This window comes from Vibrio sp. 10N.261.46.E11 (genome assembly GCF_041472735.1).
GTDB lineage: Bacteria > Pseudomonadota > Gammaproteobacteria > Enterobacterales > Vibrionaceae > Vibrio.
This window is the reverse complement of sequence record NZ_JBFRQW010000002.1, coordinates 306,762-329,196: the sequence shown is the minus strand read 5'-3', so window position 1 is coordinate 329,196 and position 22,435 is coordinate 306,762. Positions and strand designations below refer to the sequence as shown.

The 22,435-nt window shown below is 43.2% G+C and carries 20 protein-coding genes; 10 read left to right on the top strand and 10 right to left on the bottom strand.

Annotation, left to right across the window (positions count from 1 at the left end):
* Positions 1–794 precede the first annotated feature (794 nt).
* Positions 795–2,366 carry a DEAD/DEAH box helicase gene (locus tag AB4407_RS01835; protein WP_372118024.1) on the bottom strand — a complete coding sequence of 524 codons (1,572 nt, stop codon included), beginning with the start codon at positions 2,364–2,366 and terminating at the stop codon, positions 795–797.
* A 164-nt stretch (positions 2,367–2,530) separates the two neighbouring features.
* Positions 2,531–3,886, bottom strand: coding sequence for a diguanylate cyclase (locus AB4407_RS01830; protein WP_372118021.1), 1,356 nt, complete (start codon positions 3,884–3,886; stop codon positions 2,531–2,533).
* A 273-nt stretch (positions 3,887–4,159) separates the two neighbouring features.
* Here AB4407_RS01830 and AB4407_RS01825 point away from each other — a divergent pair, with 273 nt between their 5' ends.
* Positions 4,160–5,368 carry a DUF3541 domain-containing protein gene (locus tag AB4407_RS01825; RefSeq protein ID WP_372118018.1) on the top strand — a complete coding sequence of 403 codons (1,209 nt, stop codon included), beginning with the start codon at positions 4,160–4,162 and terminating at the stop codon, positions 5,366–5,368.
* Between the two features lie 99 nt (positions 5,369–5,467).
* On the opposite strand, the gene AB4407_RS01820 is transcribed toward AB4407_RS01825, so the two are convergent.
* The 3 genes from AB4407_RS01820 to AB4407_RS01810 all read right to left on the bottom strand — a co-directional run bounded on the left by AB4407_RS01820 (position 5,468) and on the right by AB4407_RS01810 (position 7,905).
* Positions 5,468–6,079 (bottom strand): class I SAM-dependent methyltransferase, encoded by a 612-nt coding sequence (locus AB4407_RS01820; protein ID WP_372118015.1) that lies wholly within the window; start codon positions 6,077–6,079, stop codon positions 5,468–5,470.
* Positions 6,080–6,124: 45 nt separating this feature from the next.
* Positions 6,125–6,394, bottom strand: coding sequence for a hypothetical protein (locus AB4407_RS01815; RefSeq protein WP_372118012.1), 270 nt, complete (start codon positions 6,392–6,394; stop codon positions 6,125–6,127).
* A 302-nt stretch (positions 6,395–6,696) separates the two neighbouring features.
* Complete coding sequence (locus AB4407_RS01810) at positions 6,697–7,905, bottom strand: NupC/NupG family nucleoside CNT transporter (protein ID WP_372118010.1); 1,209 nt, start codon at positions 7,903–7,905, stop codon at positions 6,697–6,699.
* Between the two features lie 613 nt (positions 7,906–8,518).
* Here AB4407_RS01810 and AB4407_RS01805 point away from each other — a divergent pair.
* The 4 genes from AB4407_RS01805 (at position 8,519) to AB4407_RS01790 (ending at position 11,263) form a co-directional block, all read left to right on the top strand.
* On the top strand, positions 8,519–8,995 hold the full coding sequence (locus AB4407_RS01805; protein ID WP_372118044.1) for a hypothetical protein: 477 nt from the start codon (positions 8,519–8,521) through the stop codon (positions 8,993–8,995).
* A 285-nt stretch (positions 8,996–9,280) separates the two neighbouring features.
* Positions 9,281–9,550, top strand: a complete 270-nt coding sequence (locus AB4407_RS01800) for a PTS sugar transporter subunit IIB (RefSeq protein ID WP_017064872.1) — start codon at positions 9,281–9,283, stop codon at positions 9,548–9,550.
* Positions 9,551–9,560: 10 nt separating this feature from the next.
* Positions 9,561–10,817: a PTS ascorbate transporter subunit IIC gene (locus tag AB4407_RS01795; RefSeq protein WP_210446287.1), complete on the top strand. Its 1,257-nt coding sequence runs from the start codon at positions 9,561–9,563 to the stop codon at positions 10,815–10,817.
* Complete coding sequence (locus tag AB4407_RS01790; RefSeq protein ID WP_009845709.1) at positions 10,814–11,263, top strand: PTS sugar transporter subunit IIA; 450 nt, start codon at positions 10,814–10,816, stop codon at positions 11,261–11,263. The genes AB4407_RS01795 and AB4407_RS01790 overlap by 4 nt, the downstream gene beginning before the upstream one ends.
* A 180-nt stretch (positions 11,264–11,443) precedes the next feature.
* Here the strand turns inward: AB4407_RS01790 and AB4407_RS01785 are convergent, their stop codons facing one another.
* On the bottom strand, positions 11,444–12,457 hold the full coding sequence (locus AB4407_RS01785) for a succinylglutamate desuccinylase/aspartoacylase family protein (protein WP_372118008.1): 1,014 nt from the start codon (positions 12,455–12,457) through the stop codon (positions 11,444–11,446).
* Positions 12,458–12,833: 376 nt separating this feature from the next.
* On the opposite strand from AB4407_RS01785, the gene AB4407_RS01780 reads away from it, so the two are divergent.
* From AB4407_RS01780 to AB4407_RS01770, 3 genes are all read left to right on the top strand, one after another.
* Complete coding sequence (locus AB4407_RS01780) at positions 12,834–13,823, top strand: porin (RefSeq protein WP_029225491.1); 990 nt, start codon at positions 12,834–12,836, stop codon at positions 13,821–13,823.
* 154 nt (positions 13,824–13,977) lie between these two features.
* Positions 13,978–14,868 (top strand): DMT family transporter, encoded by an 891-nt coding sequence (locus AB4407_RS01775; protein ID WP_372118006.1) that lies wholly within the window; start codon positions 13,978–13,980, stop codon positions 14,866–14,868.
* A gap of 68 nt (positions 14,869–14,936) precedes the next feature.
* On the top strand, positions 14,937–15,554 hold the full coding sequence (locus AB4407_RS01770) for a glutaredoxin domain-containing protein (protein ID WP_372118004.1): 618 nt from the start codon (positions 14,937–14,939) through the stop codon (positions 15,552–15,554).
* Positions 15,555–15,729: 175 nt separating this feature from the next.
* Here AB4407_RS01770 and AB4407_RS01765 read toward each other — a convergent pair whose 3' ends face one another.
* The 3 genes from AB4407_RS01765 to AB4407_RS01755 form a co-directional block, all read right to left on the bottom strand.
* Positions 15,730–15,864, bottom strand: a complete 135-nt coding sequence (locus AB4407_RS01765) for a hypothetical protein (RefSeq protein ID WP_012600279.1) — start codon at positions 15,862–15,864, stop codon at positions 15,730–15,732.
* 243 nt (positions 15,865–16,107) lie between these two features.
* The gene (locus AB4407_RS01760; RefSeq protein ID WP_372118002.1) at positions 16,108–16,458 is read right to left on the bottom strand and encodes a hypothetical protein; all 351 of its coding nucleotides are present in this window, start codon (positions 16,456–16,458) and stop codon (positions 16,108–16,110) included.
* A gap of 122 nt (positions 16,459–16,580) precedes the next feature.
* Positions 16,581–17,786: a multidrug effflux MFS transporter gene (locus AB4407_RS01755; RefSeq protein ID WP_012600277.1), complete on the bottom strand. Its 1,206-nt coding sequence runs from the start codon at positions 17,784–17,786 to the stop codon at positions 16,581–16,583.
* Between the two features lie 108 nt (positions 17,787–17,894).
* Here AB4407_RS01755 and AB4407_RS01750 point away from each other — a divergent pair, with 108 nt between their 5' ends.
* On the top strand, positions 17,895–18,791 hold the full coding sequence (locus tag AB4407_RS01750) for a LysR family transcriptional regulator (RefSeq protein ID WP_102249389.1): 897 nt from the start codon (positions 17,895–17,897) through the stop codon (positions 18,789–18,791).
* 180 nt (positions 18,792–18,971) lie between these two features.
* Positions 18,972–20,816 (top strand): putative bifunctional diguanylate cyclase/phosphodiesterase, encoded by a 1,845-nt coding sequence (locus AB4407_RS01745; protein WP_372118000.1) that lies wholly within the window; start codon positions 18,972–18,974, stop codon positions 20,814–20,816.
* A gap of 157 nt (positions 20,817–20,973) precedes the next feature.
* Here AB4407_RS01745 and AB4407_RS01740 read toward each other — a convergent pair whose 3' ends face one another.
* On the bottom strand, positions 20,974–22,266 hold the full coding sequence (locus AB4407_RS01740; RefSeq protein ID WP_372117997.1) for a peptidoglycan DD-metalloendopeptidase family protein: 1,293 nt from the start codon (positions 22,264–22,266) through the stop codon (positions 20,974–20,976).
* Between the last annotated feature and the right edge of the window lie 169 nt (positions 22,267–22,435).

The window sequence follows — 22,435 nt, the reverse complement described above, 5'->3', positions numbered from 1 at the left end:
AAGCCGCGATGAACCAAAAAAAAACCAATCACAAAAGGGTGATTGGTCATATATTTTGTGTGAACAATATGGGTTCACTAACAACGTCAGTTGGCTAGGTGACCCTCGGCTTAAGAAGGGTCACTATTACTAATGCACTATACGTGCCAACTTTAAACATACGTATTTACTACGCATCTGAACACGTATTCGCCATAAATGCTTGTTTGTTTTGCAAACTGAAATTGCAAATTGCAAAACCCAACAAATCGCTAGTGACTATGTTGTTATTAATAGATCATTAAAGATTAATTTCTCTTCCTATAAATACCTACTTTTCAATAAATTCGATAGCTTCAACTCTGAAGAAACCTCTTCTTGTTTGCTTAGGGCGTGTTGATCTTTCGAGCTGATTTTTGCAGCGAGTTGCTGGGTATTTATACAAGGCAGAGGTTTCGATGTGTAGCTAGCCTACATGAGAAGCCGATAACGTAGTAGAAATGACCAGCAAACGCTGCCCAAAGGGTTCAGCTAAAGCGTTTTACTCTTTGTTGAGGGAGATTTGCTTAGAATGACTAGGCGACTTCCCCCTCGCCGCGATTAAAACACTTTTAGCTCGAACAAAATTTAACCGCGAAAGGTCAACACGCCCTAATTACACCCATAAAAAAACGCGAACATTGAAATTCAATATTCGCGCTTGTTCGAGTTCGATAGCAGGAAATCGTCAATGAACGAGAACCCTCTTACGAAGCGATCTCGTTACATAATCTTTGCAAAGTTATCTGCTCAACGTTCTGTCTACCAAAGAGCTACTATTTCTGAGATGCAGGCTTAGAACGGCTTCTAGATGGCGAAGGTTTGTTACCTGTAGGCTTGTTACCTGCTGACTTGTTAGACGGTTTGCTCGAACCATTACTTCCTCCGAAACCAGACTTTTTAGGTTTACCTGCACCACTTGGCTTGCCAGAACTATTCGTAGAAGGCTTATTACCGCGCTTATAGTTGCTGCCATTATTTCTTAAAGACTTATCATCACCAGCAGCTGCAGAGTTGCTGTCAGAAGCTTTGTTGCCTGAGTTAGGCTTACGCTTTGGAGCAGATCCATTACCTGCTACATGACGCTTGTTCTTGCCTGCTGGCTTATGGCCGCGAGCATTCTCACCAGAACGTTGGCCATCCGAGTGTTCGCGTGTCTTTTTCGGTTTCTTAGGCTTAATCGGACGCGAATCCAAGCGAGATTCTGGTAACTTATTTACGGGTGCAAAGCCTTCCAGTTCACGACGCTCCAGTACTTGTTGAATAAGGCGTTCAATACCGAATAGCTCACCCACTTCATCAGCACAAACCAATGAAATTGCTTTACCCACTTCACCAGCACGGCCAGTACGACCAATACGGTGAACGTAATCTTCTGATACGTTTGGAAGGTCGAAGTTAACCACTTGAGGAAGTTGTGGGATATCAATACCACGAGCAGCGATATCGGTCGCTACGAGTACTCGTACCTTACCGGTTTTAAAGTTCTCTAAGGCTTTAGTACGCGCGCCTTGGCTCTTGTTACCATGGATAGGAGCAGAAGTGATGTCTTGCTCTTCAAGGAAACGAGCAAGCTTGTTTGCACCGTGTTTTGTTTTGCTGAACACCAACACTTGTCGCCAATCATTATCTTTGATCAGCTTAGCTAGCATTGGCGCTTTTTTCTTTTTATCTACTGGATAAATACTTTGTTCAACAGTGGGTGCTGTTGAGTTTGCAGGGCTTACCGAGATTTCAACTGGGTTATTTACTAAGCCTTTAGCCAAGCTACGAATATCATCAGAGAACGTTGCAGAGAACAGTAAGTTCTGACGTTTCTTCGGTAGGAAAGCCAAGATCTTACGGATGTCGCGGATGAAACCCATGTCTAACATGCGATCAGCTTCATCTAATACTAGAATCTCTAATTGATCAAAACGCACTGCATTTTGGTTGTAAAGGTCAAGTAGACGACCCGGTGTTGCCACCAACACATCACTGCCTTTACGAAGTTTTTGCATCTGAGGGTTAATTTTCACGCCACCAAACACGACCGTAGAAGTAAGCGGTAAGTTAATACCATATTTAACTACGCTGCCATTCACTTGCGCAGCAAGTTCACGGGTCGGTGTTAGCACGAGTGCACGAACTTGGTTCTGACGTACACGAGGGCCTTTTGATAACATTTCAAGAATAGGTAGCGTGAAGCCAGCAGTTTTACCTGTACCTGTTTGAGCAGCGGCCATAACATCTTTGCCCGTTAGGACAGCTGGTACGGCTTTCTCTTGGATTGGTGATGGCTTATCGTAACCTTGTGCTTCAATAGCTTTAAGGATCGGTTCAGAAAGGCCAAGGGAGGTAAAACTCATAGATTATTTTCTCAGTTGAATAACATTTAGTATGAGCAACGCGCAGAAAGAAGTCGTTGCTACAGCTTTCGCTCATCAATAGGATTGATAAAGAGCAAAGCGCGGTATTCTGAGGCTTTTCCCCACATTCAGCAACTAAATTCTAATAACAGATCCAATCCAACCTATAAAATTTGTCGTTTCTGTTCGTACATTTTTTCATCAGCTGCTTTGAGTAGTGCATCGACATCATCGTAGTTATCGTTATGAATTACCCAACCAACACTAATTCGAAGATAAATCGAGTGCACATCATAAATAACAGGGGTGTTACATATTGCTCTTCGAAGTTTAGCTACAATCGAAGAGACATGTTGATCATCAATGATGCGTGGCAACAAGACTAAGAACTCGTCCCCTCCTATCCTTGCGACGATATCTGAACCGCGCAATTCACTCTTTATACGCTTGGCACATTCAACTAACACCTGATCGCCGGCCGCATGACCAAACGTGTCGTTGATTGCTTTAAATCCATCGAGATCGATATTTACCACCGCAAAGGTTCTCGCTCTCTGCTTTTGAGTGGTGGTAAATGCCTGCCTAAGGCTGTACATGAAGTATCGACGATTCGGTAGCATGGTGAGTTCATCGTGCATAGAGCGGCTATCTGCAATTCGGTACAGGCGATAAATGGTAAAGAAGGCAAACGCCAACACTAACATTATGGAGTAACCCACCAATCTTACTGCTTGAATTCGATACCACTGCACATCCATCAACACATGCTCATTACCAGAGAGAGCAAGGTACCAACCACCGTATGGAAAGCTCACCTGTTCAGTCACAAAAGCATTATCAAATACGTCCTGAGAGCCATAAAAGACCGCGCCATCTTTACCCGAACTGTTTGCACCACGAATCGCGAGTTCGTACTTGTTTTCCAGTAGCCCAATTCCGACATCTTCAAACAGCTCATCTAAGCTAATAACGGCGCTGGATACACCCCAATAGTCTTGGTTAAAAGGCGGGTCTCGAAAGATCGGTGTTCGCGTAATGATAGCTTGACCACCTTGAAACAGCTCAAAAGGACCAGCGATAAAGGTGTTGCCAATATTTCTGGCAATTTCAACCGACTCCCATTGGGTTGGATGATCTCGATAATCTATACCAAGAATCTGCTCATTGCCTTCCATTGGGTATACGAAATTTAGGATGTCATCTTCAGCCAGACCAATCAGACGAATGTGGGATCCATCTCGAATGATATTCTCAGCGATCTTGTTCCAACTCTTCATATCGCTGTCTGGATTTATCGTCACAAGAGTAGAAAAATTATTGAGGATATACATATCTGACACGATCGCGGCTTCTATTCGAGAACGTATGATCGATAGTTGCTTTTTTGCCTCAGAGTAGGATTCATCTTTAAGATAGGATAACTCTTTAGAGTGAAAAAACTCGATAGCACTCATTACCACTAAAAAAAACAGTAAAGATAATAATTTGGCAGGCCATTGCTTGCTAGAACCACTTGGCATTCAGACCTCCTAAACCTTTTTGTTCTTAAATTTGCTCATATCAGACTAACTCTTTAAGTATGCCGTTAAGCTATTTAAATACATACACTTAGCCTAGTCCTCATTTCATTATTGAGTCATTCATCACTTAAAGTCCATTAGACACATTGATTACTGAACCAAATATCGAATCAATCTTATTAAAGATTACAATGTATTGACCAAAACCTTACATTGAAAGATTCATGAGTGTTATTTTATATTCACAATTAATCAGCTTGGTACCTTACGAACATGAAGCTAAAAACGCTAACTCTGTGCACATTGTTATCAATCTCAGTTGCGGTTGCGGTTCACGCACAAGCTACTTCAGATACGCTAACGGCTTTTGACACACAACAGACTGTTACTATACAAGAGCCTGTTAACATACAAGCAACAAGCGTACCAAACATTCAATTACAAGCTGGTGTTCTCGACTCTCAAGAGCAATCTTTTAAACAATCCGCCGATCTGATTCGCACAACCTACGAAAGCCAACTTTACACTCTGCCTGCATTCAAAGAGGGTCACTATGGTTTGCGTATGTATCGACAAACATTAGACGACAAATATTCTGCCGCGGTATGGAGTGACATGGCACGTGTAGCAAGTAAGCTCAGCCGCTTGTCGAATGATGTTCACACCATGGAACAAATCGTACTGTACTCAGAAAAGCGTGTTGCTTCCTATGTTGGCGACAGCGATGAACGTAGTGTTCGACGCTACAACATCACCAAGCACATGCCAGAATATCTATATCTTGGTGTTGACCTTCTCGGCTCTATGGCGCGCGCCAATGAGTACGGTTTAGAACACAAGAACGATGCCAAACTGCGTGAAATCATTCGTCGTTATGACTTTTCACGATACGTGACCAATGAAGATATGGTGAAAGCGTGGGCAGCCCAACTCGCTAATCAAGTTTACTGGCTACGCCAATTGGGTGAACAAGATGTCGTTGATGAATTTGTCGATACCTTCAAAAAAGCCTACCCAGACGATAAAGACAAGAAGCTTTCAAGCCAGCAATACGGCAATAAGATCTATGGTATGACACATGTGATCTTTGGAGATTCTGAGTATTACCAGCACCAAGTAAGCGAGCAAGAACACCAATGGATCTACGATTACTTCAGAGAAAACATCGATACGATCCTGTTACGAGCTAAAGAGGATGTGATTGCAGAGGTTGGATTGACCTTCCTGCTTGCAGGCTTAGAAGATGACCCGGTTGTAGAGAAAACTCGACTCGCTATTCAAGCTTCTATCGATAAGACAAAAGGTATGATCCCTTCCGTCACTGGTGATTTTGACCTCAAGTATGGAGAGCACCGCAACGTACTCGCTATCATGCTACTCGATTGGCAGCAAGTGAACGAAGCACCGACTTATGAAGGTAACCCAAAAGTATTTACTAGCATCCCTTACGGGCTAGTTGAAAATCAACCGCTGAAGCACTAGCAGTAACACTTAAGTTGATTTTAGGATCCAAAAAAATCCGCAAACCTCTCAAGGTCTGCGGCTTTTTTAACTCTTACCACACCAACACTTCATTCAGACTCAGGATACGACTTTGTTCATCACTATCGTGAAATCCCCTTCTGCATAGCCTTCTATCAAAGAGACATCGTCACATAGCGTTTTACAGAAGCGATAGACACCTTGAGGGTGATAACTCATTAAAGTATTACGCGAAGGATATTGGCTTGAATTGAGAAGGTTAAAAATCACGGTTTGATTCGCCAATTCAAACATACGAGTGATCATGTTAGTCAGGTAATCCGAGTCGCGAGAGATATAATTCAATGAGCCACTGGCGATAACCACATCATGTACCTCAAGGCTCATTTGGCTCATATCACCCGACAAAAACCGACAACGCTCTTCTGTATAGCTCTGCTTCGCCTTCTTTAAAAAGCCTGCGTGTTGGTCAACGCCGGTGTAAGATTGAATGCGATAGATGCTGTCGAGCAGCTCGAACAGCTCGCCATAGCCACAACCTAAATCTAAAATACTCTTCTTTTCGAAGTCAGCCGAACGAGCAATCACTTCAAAGCGACATAATTGGCTCTCTTCGCTGGTCCACCCTAAAGCTTTAGCCTTATCGCCATTCGAGCGGTTAGCCTGCTTTCGATGATAGCAATACACTTTCCAACGATCGAGCCAGTGCATTCAAACAAATCTCACTTCAATGAACATTAGTTCGCCTCAATAAACTTAGACGTTAGAATTTGAAGAGAAGAGTCCACCGATCTTATAACCAATCGCATAACAAACCACAGCAATCGTCACAAACACCAATGCCGAGAAGAAGTACGCCACCGATGCCGCTACGCCAGTGCCCCATACGACGCTAAACACCAAACCGAGATAAGCCTCTTTCGGCCATTGAGAGATAGGAAACTGAGTACCACCAGCAATAAGATAAACCATCGCAAACAAGCCGATAAAGGCGGTGATAAGACCGATGAGAACGCGCATATTCATGGGAAGACCCTTGATTAATTGGACTTGGTTACCGTTATTCTTAATCGCAACCTAATGATATTTAATTATATCGGATAAAACAGGCTTGCTCTATTACTCTTCCGAGTGAGCCTGATACACCACAGAGCAATGAAAGTGGAGGTTTGAATCTGAATCAACTTAATCAACTTAATCAACTTAATCAACTTAATCAACAGGCACAAAAAAGCGGACACCTTCTTACGTAAACTCCGTAAGCAAGATACCCGCTTTTACTAAATTTAAGCGCTTTTATTGAATCTAACTATTTTACTGAATCTAGATTAAAGCAGGATGAAGATACCCGCTAAACATGCACTCATTAGGTTTGCTAGTGTACCAGCAGCTACCGCTTTCAAACCTAGGTTAGCGACTTCGGCGCGACGCTCTGGTGCCATAACACCGATTGAACCCAGTTGAATCGCAATCGAGCCAATGTTAGCAAAGCCACATAGAGCAAAAGTCACGATAACTTGGCTGTGTTCAGATAACAGCGCTTTGTTCTCAACGAAGTCGATGAAAGCAACAAACTCATTCATTACGATCTTCTGACCAATGTAAGAACCCGCCATTAATACTTCATCACTCGGGATACCAATCAGCCACGCTAGTGGTGAGAACAGGTAACCGAAGATAGCTTGCAGTGTAATGCCCGCAAAACCGAACGTTTCACCTAGGCTTTCTAGGCCAGTGTTGACCATCGCAATCACACTCACGAATGCAATCAACATTGTACCGACAGCAACGGCTACCTTCATACCGTTCATCGCGCCGCTTGCCAGTGCATCGATCACGTTGCTTTGGTCTGCTTTATCTAGCTCAATGTGGTCGTAGTCACTCGGCGTGCTGCGCTCAGGAACGATGATCTTCGCCATTAATAGGCTACCCGGAGCCGCCATGAAGCTTGCTGCGATAAGGTATTTAAGCTCAACACCCAATCCAGCATAACCACCAAGCACACTGCCGGCTACCGAAGCCATACCGCCCGCCATTACAGCAAACAATTCCGAACGAGTCATAGACTTTAAAAAAGGACGAATAAGAAGAGGAGACTCACCCTGAGAAAGGAAGATATTACCTGTAGCAACTAAAGATTCAGCTTTACTTGTACCCAGCAGTTTTTGCACCGCTCCGCCCAAGATTTGAATCACTTTTTGCATGACGCCTAAGTAATAAAGCGCAGAAATCAAAGCACTGAAGAAGATAATGATTGGAAGTACGCGAACCGCGAAAATGAAGCCTTCAGTAGCAAGGTCACCGAAAAGGAAAGCAATACCAGCGTCTGCAAAACCAAGCAGGCTAGAAACACCATTACTTAGGCTTGTTAACGCCAACTGTCCCCAAGGGAAATACAACACCAAGGCCGCAAAGCCGATTTGAAGTAATAGAGCACGAGAGACCGTTTTCCAGTTAATCGAAGAACGACTTTCAGATAGCAGGTACGCACAAGCAATCAGTGCAATAACACCGACAAGACCAAATAGAATATTCATAATGTGTCCTAGTAATCCTTAAAGAGTGAACATGAGCCAAACGAATGACATCAAAGGAATAGGACAAAGAACCGCAAGCAAAACGCTACGCGATGAAGGAGCTAACAGGGTTAGCGAATGTAACAACGAGTTGTTCATGTAAAAAATCACCTTATACAAGCAGTGGAACGTAGCTGGTCCGGTCCGTGGGGTCATTCACATATCCATGTGACGGCTTGTATTGGCTAAGCACCGGCTTAAAACCGGAAGAGAAGTATAAACAGTTAAGTGAGACTTTCATCACATTTTTTAACGCAAACGATCGCGCGGTCAAGGATTAAACAAAACGTATTGTTTGTCGTCGTTTTCGTGCATCAAAACTGTAAACAATCTGTAGGGAGTTGAATTTGTAATGTTAAGTCTGTAAGTGTGTGAGCGTAATCACTCAGTTAATTCTGTGTGATTCTTACTACTTTTCTGTGCTCTGCCTCATTTCCCGAGACTTCAAGATTCATCTTAAGTTTAGATGCGTATATACTTTGTGTGATCTCACCAAATAATTATCTATAAAATACCAATAGAGCTGATTAGATATAACAGCCATCGAGACTAAGAGAGGAAACACGTGAAGAAAATGGAAGCTCCGCACGACATGAACAATGGAGCTAGATTCAAAACAAATAGACACGGCTATGTGACAGTAGTTGAATATTATAATACCTATACTGTTATTGTCGCGTTTGAAAATACCGGAAATATCCGCGCTATCAGCGCGGCGAAATTACGTACAGGTCAACTTACCGATCGCTCTGTTGCGCCTGAGTCAATTATGATTGGTGAAAAGGTTGAATCGGTTAAACACGGGATATTAACCATTACTCAAGTTGAATCTGAAAATATTGTGGTACTGACCAATGCCAATAACGAAGAAATTAGAATGTTATTGCCCGCAGTACAAAAAATGAAAGATAAAACTGAAGACGTCGACAGTGAAAATGTTGCCTCGCAAAAACCTACTTCGCTTAGCCAGCTAACAAAAAGAAATAAAAAGACCAAAGACGTTAACAGCATGCTTAAGAAAATGCTTACTGACTACGGTCGATACGATTAATTCTCTGTTTTCTACAATAAAGCCTCTATAGATTTATATTCTGATATAAAAAATTAATTAAGCCCGCCTTTCTCAATAAAATACGTTGCATATTCGAGTGAAAAGTTAAATTTGATCAAAGTCTCACTCTGGATCTTTACTGCAAATTAACGAGATATCCATCACAATCTCATTTTAGCTTTGTGATGGAGATCTTATTGAAATCTCAATGTTTCCATTACTATGCTCCCACACAATAAGAGAACGCAGTTTCTCAACCCCTAAAATCCAATTGAGACAAATATTATGAAAAAGATTCTTGTAGTTTGCGGTAACGGCCTTGGTACTTCTCTAATGATGGAAATGGCAGTGAAAGAAGTCGCTAAGAAAATTGGTTTTGAAGCAGAAGTTGATCACGAAGATCTATCATCTGCAGCATCAAGCAATGCCGATATTTGGGTAGCAGCGACAGACGTTGCAAACCAACTAAAAGACGCTGGTAAAGAGAACATCATCAGCCTTAAAAATATTTTTGACAAAGCATCAATCGAAGAACAACTAAAAACTTTCATGTAAGGTCAAAATTATGCAAAACTTTTTCGAGTTCATGCTCGGCTTATTAAAAGAGCCAGCGATCATGGTAGGCTTAATTGCTTTCATTGGCCTAGTTGCTCAGAAAGCAGATATTTCTACCATTCTTAAAGGCACCATTAAAACCGTAATGGGTTTCCTAATTTTAGGTTTTGGTGCAGGTGCTCTTGTTGGCGCTCTAAATAACTTCTCAGTTGTATTTACTGAAGCATTCGGCGTAAGTGGTGTTATTCCAAATAACGAAGCAATTGTGGCACTAGCACAAGAAGCATTCGGCTACGAAATGGCACTTATTATGTTCTTTGCATTCGTTGTGAATATTTTATTGGCTCGTTTAACACCTTTAAAATATATTTTCTTAACGGGTCACCACACAATGTTCATGTCTATGCTGGTAGCAGTAATCCTGTCTACTGCGAACATTCAAGGCACGGCTCTAGTTGCGATTGGCTCGATCATTGTGGGTTCATTGATGGTTATCATGCCTGCACTTGCTCAAAAATACACAGAGAAAGTGATGGGTACCGATCAACTGGCGATGGGTCACTTCTCAACATTCTCATACTTAGTTTCTGGTTACATTGGAAGCAAGTTCGGTGACACGTCTAAATCTACAGAAGACATCAACGTACCAAAGAGCCTGATGTTCCTGCGTGATACACCTGTAGCAGTAGCAACAACAATGGCAATCTTCTTCATGTTTGCTTCTATTGTTGCTGGCGGTGACTTTGTTGAAACCGTTTCAAATGGTCAAAACTGGGTAGTGTTCACCTTCATGCAGTCTCTTGTATTTGCCGGCGGTGTTTACATCGTACTGCAAGGTGTAAAGATGCTGATTGCTGAAATCGTTCCTGCATTTAAAGGGATCTCTGACAAACTAGTACCGGGGGCAAAACCTGCTCTAGACTGCCCAATGGTATTCCCTGTAGCGCCAAACGCGGTACTTATCGGTTTCCTTTGTTCTTTCGCTGCTGGCCTACTAGCAATGGCAGTTCAAGGTGCTCTTGGCTGGACAATCATTGTAGCGGGCGTTGTTCCTCACTTCTTCGTAGGTGGTGCAGCGGGCGTTTACGGTAACGCAACTGGCGGTCTACGTGGTGCAATTCTAGGTTCATTCACGCAAGGTCTGTGTATCTCTTTCCTACCAATGCTACTACTTCCAGTACTGGGTGGCCTTGGGCTTGAAGCGACAACATTTGCTGACTTCGACTTCGGTGTGGTTGGTCTGATTCTAGGATGGATTGTTTCATGAGCCTATTCGATTTAATCGGTAACCAAGGCGTTATCATCAACTCTGAAGAGAACCTAACTGTTGATGCTGCGATTGATTTAACCTGTTCAACACTGTTAGCAAGCAAGAAAATTGAAGCAAGCTATGTTGAAGCTATCAAGCAAAAGCACAAAGACATCGGCGCGTACTATGTCCTAGCACCAAAGATTGCGATGCCTCATGCTCGTCCTGAAGATGGTGTGAACGAAGCATCACTGCAGGTAACAGTATTCAAAAAGGGTGTTGATTTAGAGTCGGAAGACAACGGTGACGTTTACCTTTCAATCACTCTGGCAGCGATGGACTCAGATAGCCATATCCATACTATTATGGCGCTATCAGAGTTGTTCCAAAATGATGATGACATTGATGCCATTATCGCAGCGGAAACAGAGCAAGAGATCATCGAGATCTTAAAGCGATACTAGTTACGCTAAAAACTGTTACTCCAGAGAAAAGCTATCAGACCGAGCCCTGCTCGGTCTTTTTTTACGCGTTTCAAATGACGATGCACCAGATGAACAAAGAGACATCCGCCAAAGAGTTTTTCAACTCAGAGCTTACTACTTAAGAGCTTTTCAACTGGGAGCTTCTCAACTAAAAGCATCTCAACTCAATAGTCGACAGACAAGAGCCCCTGGCTCCCTTAATGCATCCACGTTATAGCTAAGTACACGTCCGGCAGACGGCGCATGATAACGACGACATTCATTACCAAAAGCGTCGTATTGAATCGCCAAAAGATCATCTTGCTCTACGCTTTGTAAAAGCTCGACCTGAGGCAACACAAAGCCACCAATATCAGCGCGGATAGACACCACATTATTGCCCTCTATCCAATCTATACTCGGCAGTGGCTTTTTGTCTCGTAAACCTTCAGCATCAAGTATCTCGTAGTAAGAAAGAATATTAAAAACACCATCTACGGCTCGTTGAATCATGTCAGGTTGAGTAAATTTCCCCATCCCAACTTCCACGGTAATGCTCGGAATTCCACTTCGATTCCAGACCGTTTCAAGAATACCCGGATCGCCGGGATCATTAAGAACACAATCGGGCTGCATTAACCTCGCCATCTCCAAACATTGCTCTACTCGGTAATCAGCAAACACATAAAGTGGATACACGGCACCACGAGTTTGGGTATGCAGATCAACAGCAAATGTCGCGTTGTGTTTGAGTAAGCGATCCCACAGAGATGCGACGAATCGCTCCGCGGCTAAGCCGTGTGCATCCCCCGGAAAGAGTCGATTAAGGTTGGCAGGGCAAGAGCCCGGATCCGAAGAGATAAAATCGCGGCTGTGGTTAAGCAAGCCAGACAAATTCACAGTTGGTACAACTGTCACCGTGCCTTTTAATGTTTTGCCTACTAAATCTCGGATAATTTGCTGAGCAGCCAACACACCGTTTAGCTCATCACCGTGAATCCCGGCAGTGATCATCAACTTCGGGCCGTCTTGACTGCCTTTGAAAACAGAAACAGGCATGTTTTTAGGTTGTCCTAACCCATCACTGGTTACTTGAAACCAAAACTGATGCTCTCCAATCGGTAAGTCTTCAACATTTAAGGCGCCAATAACCTGCCTACCTTGTAAAACATCGCCTAAGTACTCTGTTTTCATCCAACGTCTCCATCTTGTTGAGCAAAATTTATTCTTTTCTAAGTTTTGGCATCATAGAGGATATCTTAATCAGTACAAACAGTTAATAAGATGAAGAAGCTCTAACCTCACCATAAGGTTCACCCATATCATTATCACCTCGCCCAAATAGAAACTTGAAAAAGTAACCGAATAAGGAAATATGAGTTGTATATCCATTCACAAACCACTCAGTTTCCTGAAATAAAAGTGCAATAAAATCAACACTTAAAAAGTTCCCTATTCACGAAAATGTAATTTTACAGAAATGAAAGCTTAATTTAGCTGCTCTAGATTAGTTTCATATCGAAACGGAGAGCGCATTGCTCACGGATTTTAAAATACAAGGTAAGTGATTATGAAAAAGGCAGTTCTAGCTTCTGCAGTGGTAGCGGCACTAGTTTCAGGTTCATCGTTAGCAGCAACGGTTTACAGCTCTGATGGTACAGAACTTAAAATTGGCGGTCGTGCAGAATTCCGTGGTGATTTCATTGGTTCTGGTGGTGCTGAAGTTGAAGGTTCAATGAAAGATAAAACTCGTTTCCGTTTAAACCTTGGTGGTAAAACAGAACTTACAGATACTGCAACGGCATTCGGTTTCTACGAAGCAGAGCAAGACACAGGTTCTGATAAGTTTGAAAACCGTTACATGTACGCAGGTGTTGATTTTGACGGCCAAGCCGTTTCTGTCGGTCGCCAAGATATGGCTTCAGTTATCGTATCTGACTTTACGGATATCACTGAGTTTTCTGGTGTGCAGCAAGCATTCGGTGCAGCTTCTGATAAAGAAGATGGTGTATTTGCATACCGTGGCGGCTTTGATGCCCTGCAACTAGAAGCCACTTACCAAACCAACAGCAAAAAAGACTCTGACGGCTACGGCATTTCTGGTGTTTACTCACTGCCAATGGGCTTAGATCTTGGCCTAGCCTACTCAGGTGAAGACCTAGGGGAAAATAAAGGTAGCGCAGACCAAATCCTTGCCGGCCTAGCGTATTCTCTAGACAACCTGTACTTAGCAGCGACTTATTCAACAGGCGACCTAGATGATAAAGCGACAGGTACCGATGCTAAGTCATTCACTGCTATGGAGTTTGCAGCGCAATACAAATTCACCAAGCAAGTATCTGCTGCAGTCGTATATACTTACCAGGAAGATGAAATCAACAGCGGAGCAAAAGTAGACGCTGTCGACGGTATTGAATTAGCCGGTTACTACAAACTAAACAGCAATTTCCGCACATACCTTTCTTACTACGTTAACGGTTTAGACGAAGTTAAAAATGCAAAAGGTATCGTGACAGCTGGTGAAGACACACTTCGCCTAGGTGTCCGCTACGATTTCTAATCTAAATCGACTTTAGATAGAGACTAGAAAGGTTGGGCGGTTGCTCAACCTTTTTCATATTCAAATATTCTGACCAACTTCATCAATGCTTTTTCTGGTTAAGTGGTGCTAAATCCGTATCATAGGTGAACCACATCAAATAATTAGAAGCATCATGTCACAACACCATCCGATCCAAGGCGCTAGCTGGATGCTAACCGCAGGCCTAGCCTTTGCCGTTATTAATAGCCTAACTCAAGTCGCTAGCATTCATTTCGGACTTACTTCTACCACCGTTGCCGTCATTCAATACGCCATCGCGTTGTTCGCTATTCTTCCTTATCTGAAAACGCTGGGCATTCGCCGCGCGCTAAAAACCGACAACCTAAAGTTGCACGTATTCCGTGTCTTCTTGTCTGTTATTGGTATTCAACTTTGGATATGGGCATTGGCTTACCCAGTACCTATTTGGCAAGGCATTGCCCTTCTCATGACGTCGCCATTGTTTGCAACCATAGGCTCAGGACTTTTCCTCAAAGAGAAAGTTGGGGCTGCTCGCTGGGGCGCGACCTTAGCCGGCTTCGCTGGTGCTATGGTGATTCTAAAGCCGTGGGCAGAAGACTTTAACTGGGCAACACTGTTACCGGTTGGCGCAGCTTTCTTCTGGGCATGCTACTCACTCATGGTGAAAAAACTCTCTTCGCAAGACAGTCCTTCAACCATGGTGGTGTACTTGCTGCTATTGATCACACCATTTAACATCCTGCTTGCCGCGCCAGATTGGCAGACTCCAAGCGGCGGTACAATTTGGGCTATCTTGATTGTTATCGGTGTTATGACGGCACTCGCTCAATGGGCAATTGTAAAAGCCTACTCAGTTGCTGATGCTTCGTTTGTGCAACCTTTTGACCACGCGAAATTACCGTTAAATGTTCTAGCGGGTTGGATTGTATTTAGTTGGGTTCCACCGGGTCGTTTATGGCTAGGGGCTGCTATTATTATTGCGTCAGTTGCATTTATTACCCATTGGGAAACGAAAAAACCGGCGAAAATAAAGAAAGTTTAGGATCGATGAAATAAATAGTTCGACTGTCCGTTCTATATGGATAAGAGAATTCAAACGAGGCCGTAAGCATGAAGAAACCAGTCAAGATTACACTATACCGTTGGGCAGGCAACTGGGGTCCATTTAAAGTTAACATCCCATGTGGAGAATGCACCCTTACCAAAGACATTCTTAAGGATACTTTTGAGAATGAGTTATCAGATGTCGATGTTGAACTGGAAGTGAAAGATTGGTTATCTCACTGGTGGGAGCCGCTAAAACTGGGTTCTTGGCATGCTCCTATCCTTGTTGTTGAAGGCAAGGTAGTCAGCCAAGGTGAAGCGCTTAATCGCGGTGTTTTGGTTCAATCTGTAATTAAAGAATGGACCAAACGAGACAGCCTAAAAGGCAACATTGTTTACGGAAAAGCGACCTGCCCATTCTGCGTTAAGGCCAAGAAAATGCTTGATGAAGCGGGTGTTGAATACCAATACCACGATGTCGTAAAAGACAGCGCAGCTTTGTATCGTATGATTCCAGAGGTAAAAGCGCACATTGGTGAGAAAACACCAGTAACAGTTCCTCAGATTTGGCTTGATGGTAAATACATTGGTGGAGCTGACAACTTAGAAGCGTGGATGAAAGAGAACGGTTTAGATACCATCCCGAATAATGTTGTCGACCTATCCAACCAATCGACAGGCTGAATTCAGTAACAGTCATTAGTCAGAAGCTTTATCAGTGTTTTTTGTGTCCATCCACAACAAAACGAGCGATGACCTTCATTAATCGCTAAAACGCAAAAGGCCTTAAACTGAACTAATCCCAATAGTTGGACACCAGTAAGTTTAAGGCCTTTTTAAAATCCGTTTTTGAAAATGCTTATTTCGCCATTTTCTTCATCATTCGCTTAATGAATGATGCTTTTTTTGGCTTTGGCTTGCCATACAACGCTTCGTGCATCATGTTTTTTGCTACCATTTGACCAAGGTATGCGTGGCCTAGTTCGTAATTCATGCTTATCTCCGCACATAATCGATTTTCTTATGCGCGGATTCTACACTTAAAGCGCTTAAAAACAAGATCTAAATCACACTCTCAATGTAATCTCACCATTGAGTTACAATTAAAATTTTCATTTAAACATCCATAAAAAAAGCAGCTCAAGAGAGCTGCTTTAAAAATAGTTTTTTAGAAACCTAATTGCTTAGAAATCAACTTACATGAAAAAATAGCCTATAAAACAAACAGTCAAGAAAACTAGCTACGCTTTGGCTGTCTGTAAGTTTTGCCTGCAATTTGGTATGTGTCTTTTTGCTTTAATTCGAACATAGTTTCAAAGAACCAAGCTGCAAATTTGATTAAGTCATCGCCTTCATTCATCACATGTTCGATGTACTCTTGATCTTCGCCTTGTTCATTTTCTTGAAGCGTCACGTGGTAAATACGCTTTTCGCCTTCAACTTCAGCTAGCGCAAATTGACCTGTTAGTGATCCAGCAGCCTCAGCGACTTCTGTATCCTCATTGGATTTCAATAACTCAAGTGCTTGAGGCAAGCCATCTAGTGCGCAGATAGCTTTTACCAGTACTTCAAATTCATTTTGCTGCATGTTTATTACCTATTAAATGGACGCTGGTATTGTAGAAAACCATCCATACAAATACAACGTATTAACGACTGTATGCTGAACTATAGCGAGCTAGCTGTTTAACTGGTCTGTACTTCAGCTGCTTAACTGTACTCAACTTCGGTAGCTGTGGCTTTCTTATTCATTCTCGTTGAAGACCAAAGTACTGTAGCCATACAAGCGCCAATAATCAGATAAAACACGCCGAGCTGTAGGTGAGTCGTCACCCAACTCTCGACTAGATATCCACCAAGTAAGCCCGCCAAACACATCTGAATTGAACCTGACAGTGCCGACACCGCGCCCGCTTTCTTCTTATGAGGTTCTAATAGCATACTGATCGATAGAGGGAAGGAGATACCTTGAGCGATAGCTAACCACGTAAATGCCCACACTAAGTTAAAGATGGATAACTCATGAGTAAGTAACCAAGTCCCTGAAGCTAAAATGATCAAAATCGCAAGACTCATCAATTGTGGTGTACTAAACCTACGATTGAGCAAGTTCAAAGCCACGCTACCAATCAGTAAGCCAGCCGAAGGGACTATCATCAACGATCCGTATTCAGCGGCTGTCAGCCCCAATTGCTCTTGCATTAAGAATGGAAACAGTGATAGCGACACCAAACTCGCCATGTAACTCATCCAATTATAACTGGCACTGGTCAACACTTGGCGATTCGTCAACAAACGGCCATAGTTCTTGACCACTTGACTGACTTCAAAGCGGCTCTTCCCGTATGGCAAAGTTTCATGAAGAACAAAGTAGCCGAGAGTGAATATCGCCAGTAAATACACAAGAACAAACAGGAACACCGCCTGCCAACCGAGGTGGAATGAGATCCAACCACCAAACACGGGCGCAATAATCGGCATGATCGAAGCGGTAACCGAAATATAAGACAGCGCTTTGGTCAGTTGAAGGCCATCATAGCTGTCGCGCAGCACACTTCGCCCAAGAACCGAGGCACTCCCCGCCCCTAGACCTTGCAACAAGCGACCAACCTCTAACGCCGTCATGTTGTCGGAAAAAACAACACAAACAACAGTACCAATCAAATAAACACCCTGACCTAACAAGAAGATAGGTCTTCTCCCCACGGCATCGGACATCGGCCCGTAAAATAGCTGAGACAAGCCAAAACCCACAAGAAACAGCGTAACGAGCAGCTGTACATCTACCTGAGTCACACTTAAGTCTGAAGCAATTAGCGGCAATGATGGTAAATAGATACTCACCCCCACCTGTCCTGTAGCAATGATCATCATTGCTAAGAGTAACGGCGTTTTTTTAAAGGTCGATTGGCTCAAAAAATTCCCTATTCGTTTGATATTTGTTCATTAGATGAGTTTACATTCAAAACCAATAATTGATAATTAGCTAAATTGGAATTTAATTAAGTCCCAACAGGAAATAGTATGGATTGGATTCTTAACGTAAAAAGTTATGTAAAAGTGGTGGAAGAAGGCAGCTTCAATGGCGCAGCGCGTAAACTCAATACCACCAGCTCAGCGATCAGCAAAAGAGTGAACTGGTTAGAAGAACGTATTGGCACTCAACTATTAAAGCGCACCACGCGCTCAATCAGCCAAACCGAAGCGGGGGCTCTCTTTTATCTGCGAGCCAAGGATCAGCTCGATAATTGGCAATCGATTATTGATGAAACCCGATCGGTTAACCAAACGCCTGCGGGCCTGCTAAAGATTGGCGCAACCATTGCTGTTGGTTCTAAGTTTCTCGTGCAATACATGGACGACTTCTTAGAAAAGTATCCAGACATTAAAGTACAGCTTATCACCACCACGCCAGGTCAATTACCTGAGCTTGGCTTGGACCTGGTGATCAGTCGTGAACTGGAACAACTCAACTCGTTAAGCTTCAAGAAAACACCACTGTTTGAACACAAAGCCAGCTTTTACGCCGCACCAAGTTACTTGGCTAAACATGGTTATCCCATCAACGAGCAAGATTTAGAACAACACAACTCCTTAATATGGGGAGAGCGCCCTACCCGTGAAGTCACACTCACCAAAGGGCAGCGCATCACTTTGAACGGTAACTTTGCGACCACCAACCCTGAGGCTTTGTTTCATGCCGCCAAGCGAGGAATGGGCGTACTGTTAACCATCAAAGCAATGATCAAAGAGGATCTTAAACAAGGGACACTGGTTCCAGTATTACCAAATATAACAGCCGACGAAGTGATGGTTTACGCGTACTACCCTAAGCTTGACTACTCACATACACGAACCAAGCTATTTTTAGACCACCTAAAAGATAGGCTAGACAAAGAAAGAAATAGTCAAATTTTGTGAAATATATCGCACTAAATTTGAAAAATCACACAACACGACCAATAATAAACTAGACGCATATCAAGATTATTAATGCAAGTTGCATTGTTAATACTTAAGACAGCGCTGCTACAAGATCGTATACACAAGATCATACACATACAGCTTACACACGATTCTGGTTGGCTACGGATGGTGACTATGACTCAACATACACGCAATAGCATGATAGACACAGAGCACATTGGGCGCTTACTCAAATTGGAAGGTATCGACCTTTTAGAGTCTGCCGTGCTTACTTTGCATCAAACCTTCGGTACTCAATACACCAGTATCATTGAGAAAAAGCACTTCCCCGATCAAATGGTGCCTTTGGTAATTGCCCATTCTGACCATGTACTGCATGACAAAATAAACGCACGCCATGGTCACATATACCAACAAGCCGTCAATCAAAAACACCCAGATTGCTCCTTTGCTCAGTATATCGTTCAGTCACTCCCAACATCGGCATTTAGGCAGGAAATCACCTCACAAAACTCAATCGCTATCCCAGCTCGCAGTCAAAGTGGCGAAGTCATGGGTGTGCTTTTCTCAACCTTTAGTTCGCCTCTGAGTACAGTTCAGCAACAAGACGTGATAAAACACCACCAGTTGTTCGCAGATATCGTCATTCACACCTTGCGTGAAATGTGGTTCAACGACCGTTCTGAGCAGCTGGTTAATCAACTCAGCTACGAAGTATCACACGATAGTCTAACTGGGCTATTAAACCGTAGCTGCTTATCAGACACCTTGGAATCGATCACTCAGCAGAGTGTCACTCCCTTCACGCTCGCTCTGCTCGACATCAATAGCTTCAAAGCCATTAATGATATGCACGGTAATTATATTGGCGATAAGGTGCTTCAGTTCGTTGCAGAGACCTTGCGCCGAACCTTACCCGACAACAACCTGACGTTCCGGACGGGTGGCAATGAGTTCGCATTCATTACCTATCATTCAGACCCAATAGCGGTTTGCGAACAAATTCTGGATAAGATAAAGCAAGGTTACACTAGTATTGATATCAAAATCGATTTCGACGTCAGCATCGGCATTGCCCGGTCAGATGGAGATAATAAAGACGTAGAACAAATCATCTTCAACACCAGTTTGGCACTAAAAGAGTGCCAGCATAGTCAAGATACATACATTCAATGTTACGACACTCACCTAAGGGTTCGTTACCAAAGGAAAACCGAGTTAATCGCCGCCTTACGAAGTGAGCTTGACAGCCCCATACCAGACAGTCAGGCACCTAATGACAATGGAATGTACGTGGTTGTACAACCAATCGTTGATCACATTGATACACGATGGGATTACTTCGAGGTGTTAACTCGTTGGAAAACCACAAGACATGGCGACATCTCGCCAGTGGAGTTCATTCAGGTAGCGGAAGAGTCGGGGTTGATCGTGGAACTGGGTGAACGGATCATCGAATTGGTATGCCGCGCTAAAACAATATTGGAGCGAGGCTTAGGCTACAAAGTTAAGCTTGGAATAAACTGCTCCGCTCACGAGCTTACCGATTCTAAGCGTTATATTTCCTATCTCACTCGAACGATTGAACAGCATCACTTTAAAGCAAACGAATTTGTCATTGAGCTAACCGAAACCGTTCTGTTATCTCCAACTCAAGAAACAAAGTCAGCACTCGACTTTCTAAGGGGACAAGGGTTCACGATCGCTCTAGATGATTTCGGTACTGGTTACTCAAGCTTAAATTACATTCATAGCTACCCTATCGATTGTATTAAGATTGATGCCACCTTTATTCGAAACTTGCTGACAAACTCAACATCCGAAAGTGTTGTGTGGTTGATTGTTCAACTGGCACACAGACTCAATGTGTCATTGGTTGCGGAAGGCGTAGAGAAGCGTGAGCAATTAGAAAAGCTGCACGCAATGGGGTGTGACAAAATTCAAGGATACCTCTACTCTCCACCTATGCGACCAGAAGCTATCGTTAGCTACGTCACTCACTCAGAACCTCTAGCCTAAACGCCGTTTACTACCTCAACCTAAAATCAAAAAGCCGCGAGCGTATCACTAAACATTTAAGTATTTAGTTCTGCACTCACGGCTTTAAAGGCTACATCATTACCCGCAACCATCTAGCTAACGGTTACCTTGACGGCATACAGTCAGCTATTAGCTATTAACTATTATTCGATTGTGTTTCTAAAGCTTTCTTTAATAGCTTGTCGGCTTCATCTCTAGCGGCTACGAATGTCGCTTTTTCCTTTTTAGGTACGGAATCGGCCATCGGAATATTTGCTTTCATTGCATTGACAGGACGACCACGTTCGATCAATTCGTAATGTAAGTGTGCCCCCGTCACTCGACCCGTTTTACCTGATAAGCCAATACGCTGACCACGAGATACCGTTTGTCCTTTACGAACGAGGATCTTACTCAAGTGTAGGTAGCGTGTTTTGTATGTGCTGCCATGCTGAATCACCACATAGTTACCAGCATATGGGTGCTTACGAGTCATGATCACTTTACCATCACCTGTTGCTTGAACGGGTGTGCCAATTGGCGTCGCGAAATCTGTGCCGTTATGCGGAGAGACTCGCCCAGTCACAGGGTGTAAACGCTTAGGATTAAACTGAGAACTTTGACGCCAGCCACTGCTCACAGGGTAACGTTGGAAAGCGCGTTGTAAGCTATCACCATTGGCATCGTAATATTGCCCGTCAGTGTGTAAGTACGCTGAAACAACACGGTTACGGTTCATGATCTTGATGGCTTCTATTTCACGTTTCCCGGTTGCGACACCATCAACGAATTGCGCTTTTTGAAGCACTTCAAACTGATCACCCGCACGTAAGTCTCGGCTGAAATTCAGCTTATCTTTGAGAAGAGTCACAATATGGTCAATCTCAATACTGTTCAGGCCAACTTTGTTCGCTGACATAGAGAAACTGCCATGGATATCGCCCACTAAAGGCTTTTGCTTCCATTCACCCGGAATAGAAATGTCTTCGAATTCGTAGCTGCCGTCATCAAGCAGTCGATAAACCACTTTGTCCGCGACACTAAATTGAAGTTCCATTTTTGAAAGGTTGCCCGTCGCTTCGTCACGCCAAAAACGTAATGTATTACCCGGACGAAGCGTGTCTAACGCAAGGAAGTTCAAATCGGTTTCCATCACGCTCATCATCGAGTTATAAGAAAACCCAAGCTGAGTGAAGATGCTACTTAAGTTATCGCCTGATTGAATTTGATATTCAAACGTCGGTGGCTCAATAACGGTAGCAGAAGGAGGTGACAGAATTGACTCAATAACGGTTGAGTCTGGCAAATCAAGATCGATCGTTTTCGTCAGATTTGATTGTGAATATTGCAAAGCAACACTAATCGCTGCAATAAGTGGCAGTCCTAAAATTGCTGCTTTTTTTACAGGTGAAAGCTCAGCAAACGGAGAGGAAAATATTTTTGAATACACGGTAAACAGGTCTTTCTACGATATAAAAGCACAGGATATGCTTTTCAGGCGTATAAATCATCATTGCATTGTCATAATATGATGTGAATCTGCGCAATCTAAGCTAAGTCATTGAGTTACCGTTAATGAAATAGGCACAACTCAACGATCCACGAACCACGAACCACGA

Excerpts from the sequence above, each read along its gene's own strand:
- AB4407_RS01835 (WP_372118024.1), bottom strand. The coding sequence starts at position 2,366 with ATGAGTTTTACCTCCCTTGGCCTTTCTGAACCGATCCTTAAAGCTATT.
- AB4407_RS01830 (WP_372118021.1), bottom strand. The coding sequence starts at position 3,886 with ATGCCAAGTGGTTCTAGCAAGCAATGGCCTGCCAAATTATTATCTTTA.
- AB4407_RS01825 (WP_372118018.1), top strand. The coding sequence starts at position 4,160 with ATGAAGCTAAAAACGCTAACTCTGTGCACATTGTTATCAATCTCAGTT.
- AB4407_RS01820 (WP_372118015.1), bottom strand. The coding sequence starts at position 6,079 with ATGCACTGGCTCGATCGTTGGAAAGTGTATTGCTATCATCGAAAGCAG.
- AB4407_RS01815 (WP_372118012.1), bottom strand. The coding sequence starts at position 6,394 with ATGAATATGCGCGTTCTCATCGGTCTTATCACCGCCTTTATCGGCTTG.
- AB4407_RS01810 (WP_372118010.1), bottom strand. The coding sequence starts at position 7,905 with ATGAATATTCTATTTGGTCTTGTCGGTGTTATTGCACTGATTGCTTGT.
- AB4407_RS01805 (WP_372118044.1), top strand. The coding sequence starts at position 8,519 with ATGGAAGCTCCGCACGACATGAACAATGGAGCTAGATTCAAAACAAAT.
- AB4407_RS01800 (WP_017064872.1), top strand. The coding sequence starts at position 9,281 with ATGAAAAAGATTCTTGTAGTTTGCGGTAACGGCCTTGGTACTTCTCTA.
- AB4407_RS01795 (WP_210446287.1), top strand. The coding sequence starts at position 9,561 with ATGCAAAACTTTTTCGAGTTCATGCTCGGCTTATTAAAAGAGCCAGCG.
- AB4407_RS01790 (WP_009845709.1), top strand. The coding sequence starts at position 10,814 with ATGAGCCTATTCGATTTAATCGGTAACCAAGGCGTTATCATCAACTCT.
- AB4407_RS01785 (WP_372118008.1), bottom strand. The coding sequence starts at position 12,457 with ATGAAAACAGAGTACTTAGGCGATGTTTTACAAGGTAGGCAGGTTATT.
- AB4407_RS01780 (WP_029225491.1), top strand. The coding sequence starts at position 12,834 with ATGAAAAAGGCAGTTCTAGCTTCTGCAGTGGTAGCGGCACTAGTTTCA.
- AB4407_RS01775 (WP_372118006.1), top strand. The coding sequence starts at position 13,978 with ATGTCACAACACCATCCGATCCAAGGCGCTAGCTGGATGCTAACCGCA.
- AB4407_RS01770 (WP_372118004.1), top strand. The coding sequence starts at position 14,937 with ATGAAGAAACCAGTCAAGATTACACTATACCGTTGGGCAGGCAACTGG.
- AB4407_RS01765 (WP_012600279.1), bottom strand. The coding sequence starts at position 15,864 with ATGAATTACGAACTAGGCCACGCATACCTTGGTCAAATGGTAGCAAAA.
- AB4407_RS01760 (WP_372118002.1), bottom strand. The coding sequence starts at position 16,458 with ATGCAGCAAAATGAATTTGAAGTACTGGTAAAAGCTATCTGCGCACTA.
- AB4407_RS01750 (WP_102249389.1), top strand. The coding sequence starts at position 17,895 with ATGGATTGGATTCTTAACGTAAAAAGTTATGTAAAAGTGGTGGAAGAA.
- AB4407_RS01745 (WP_372118000.1), top strand. The coding sequence starts at position 18,972 with ATGACTCAACATACACGCAATAGCATGATAGACACAGAGCACATTGGG.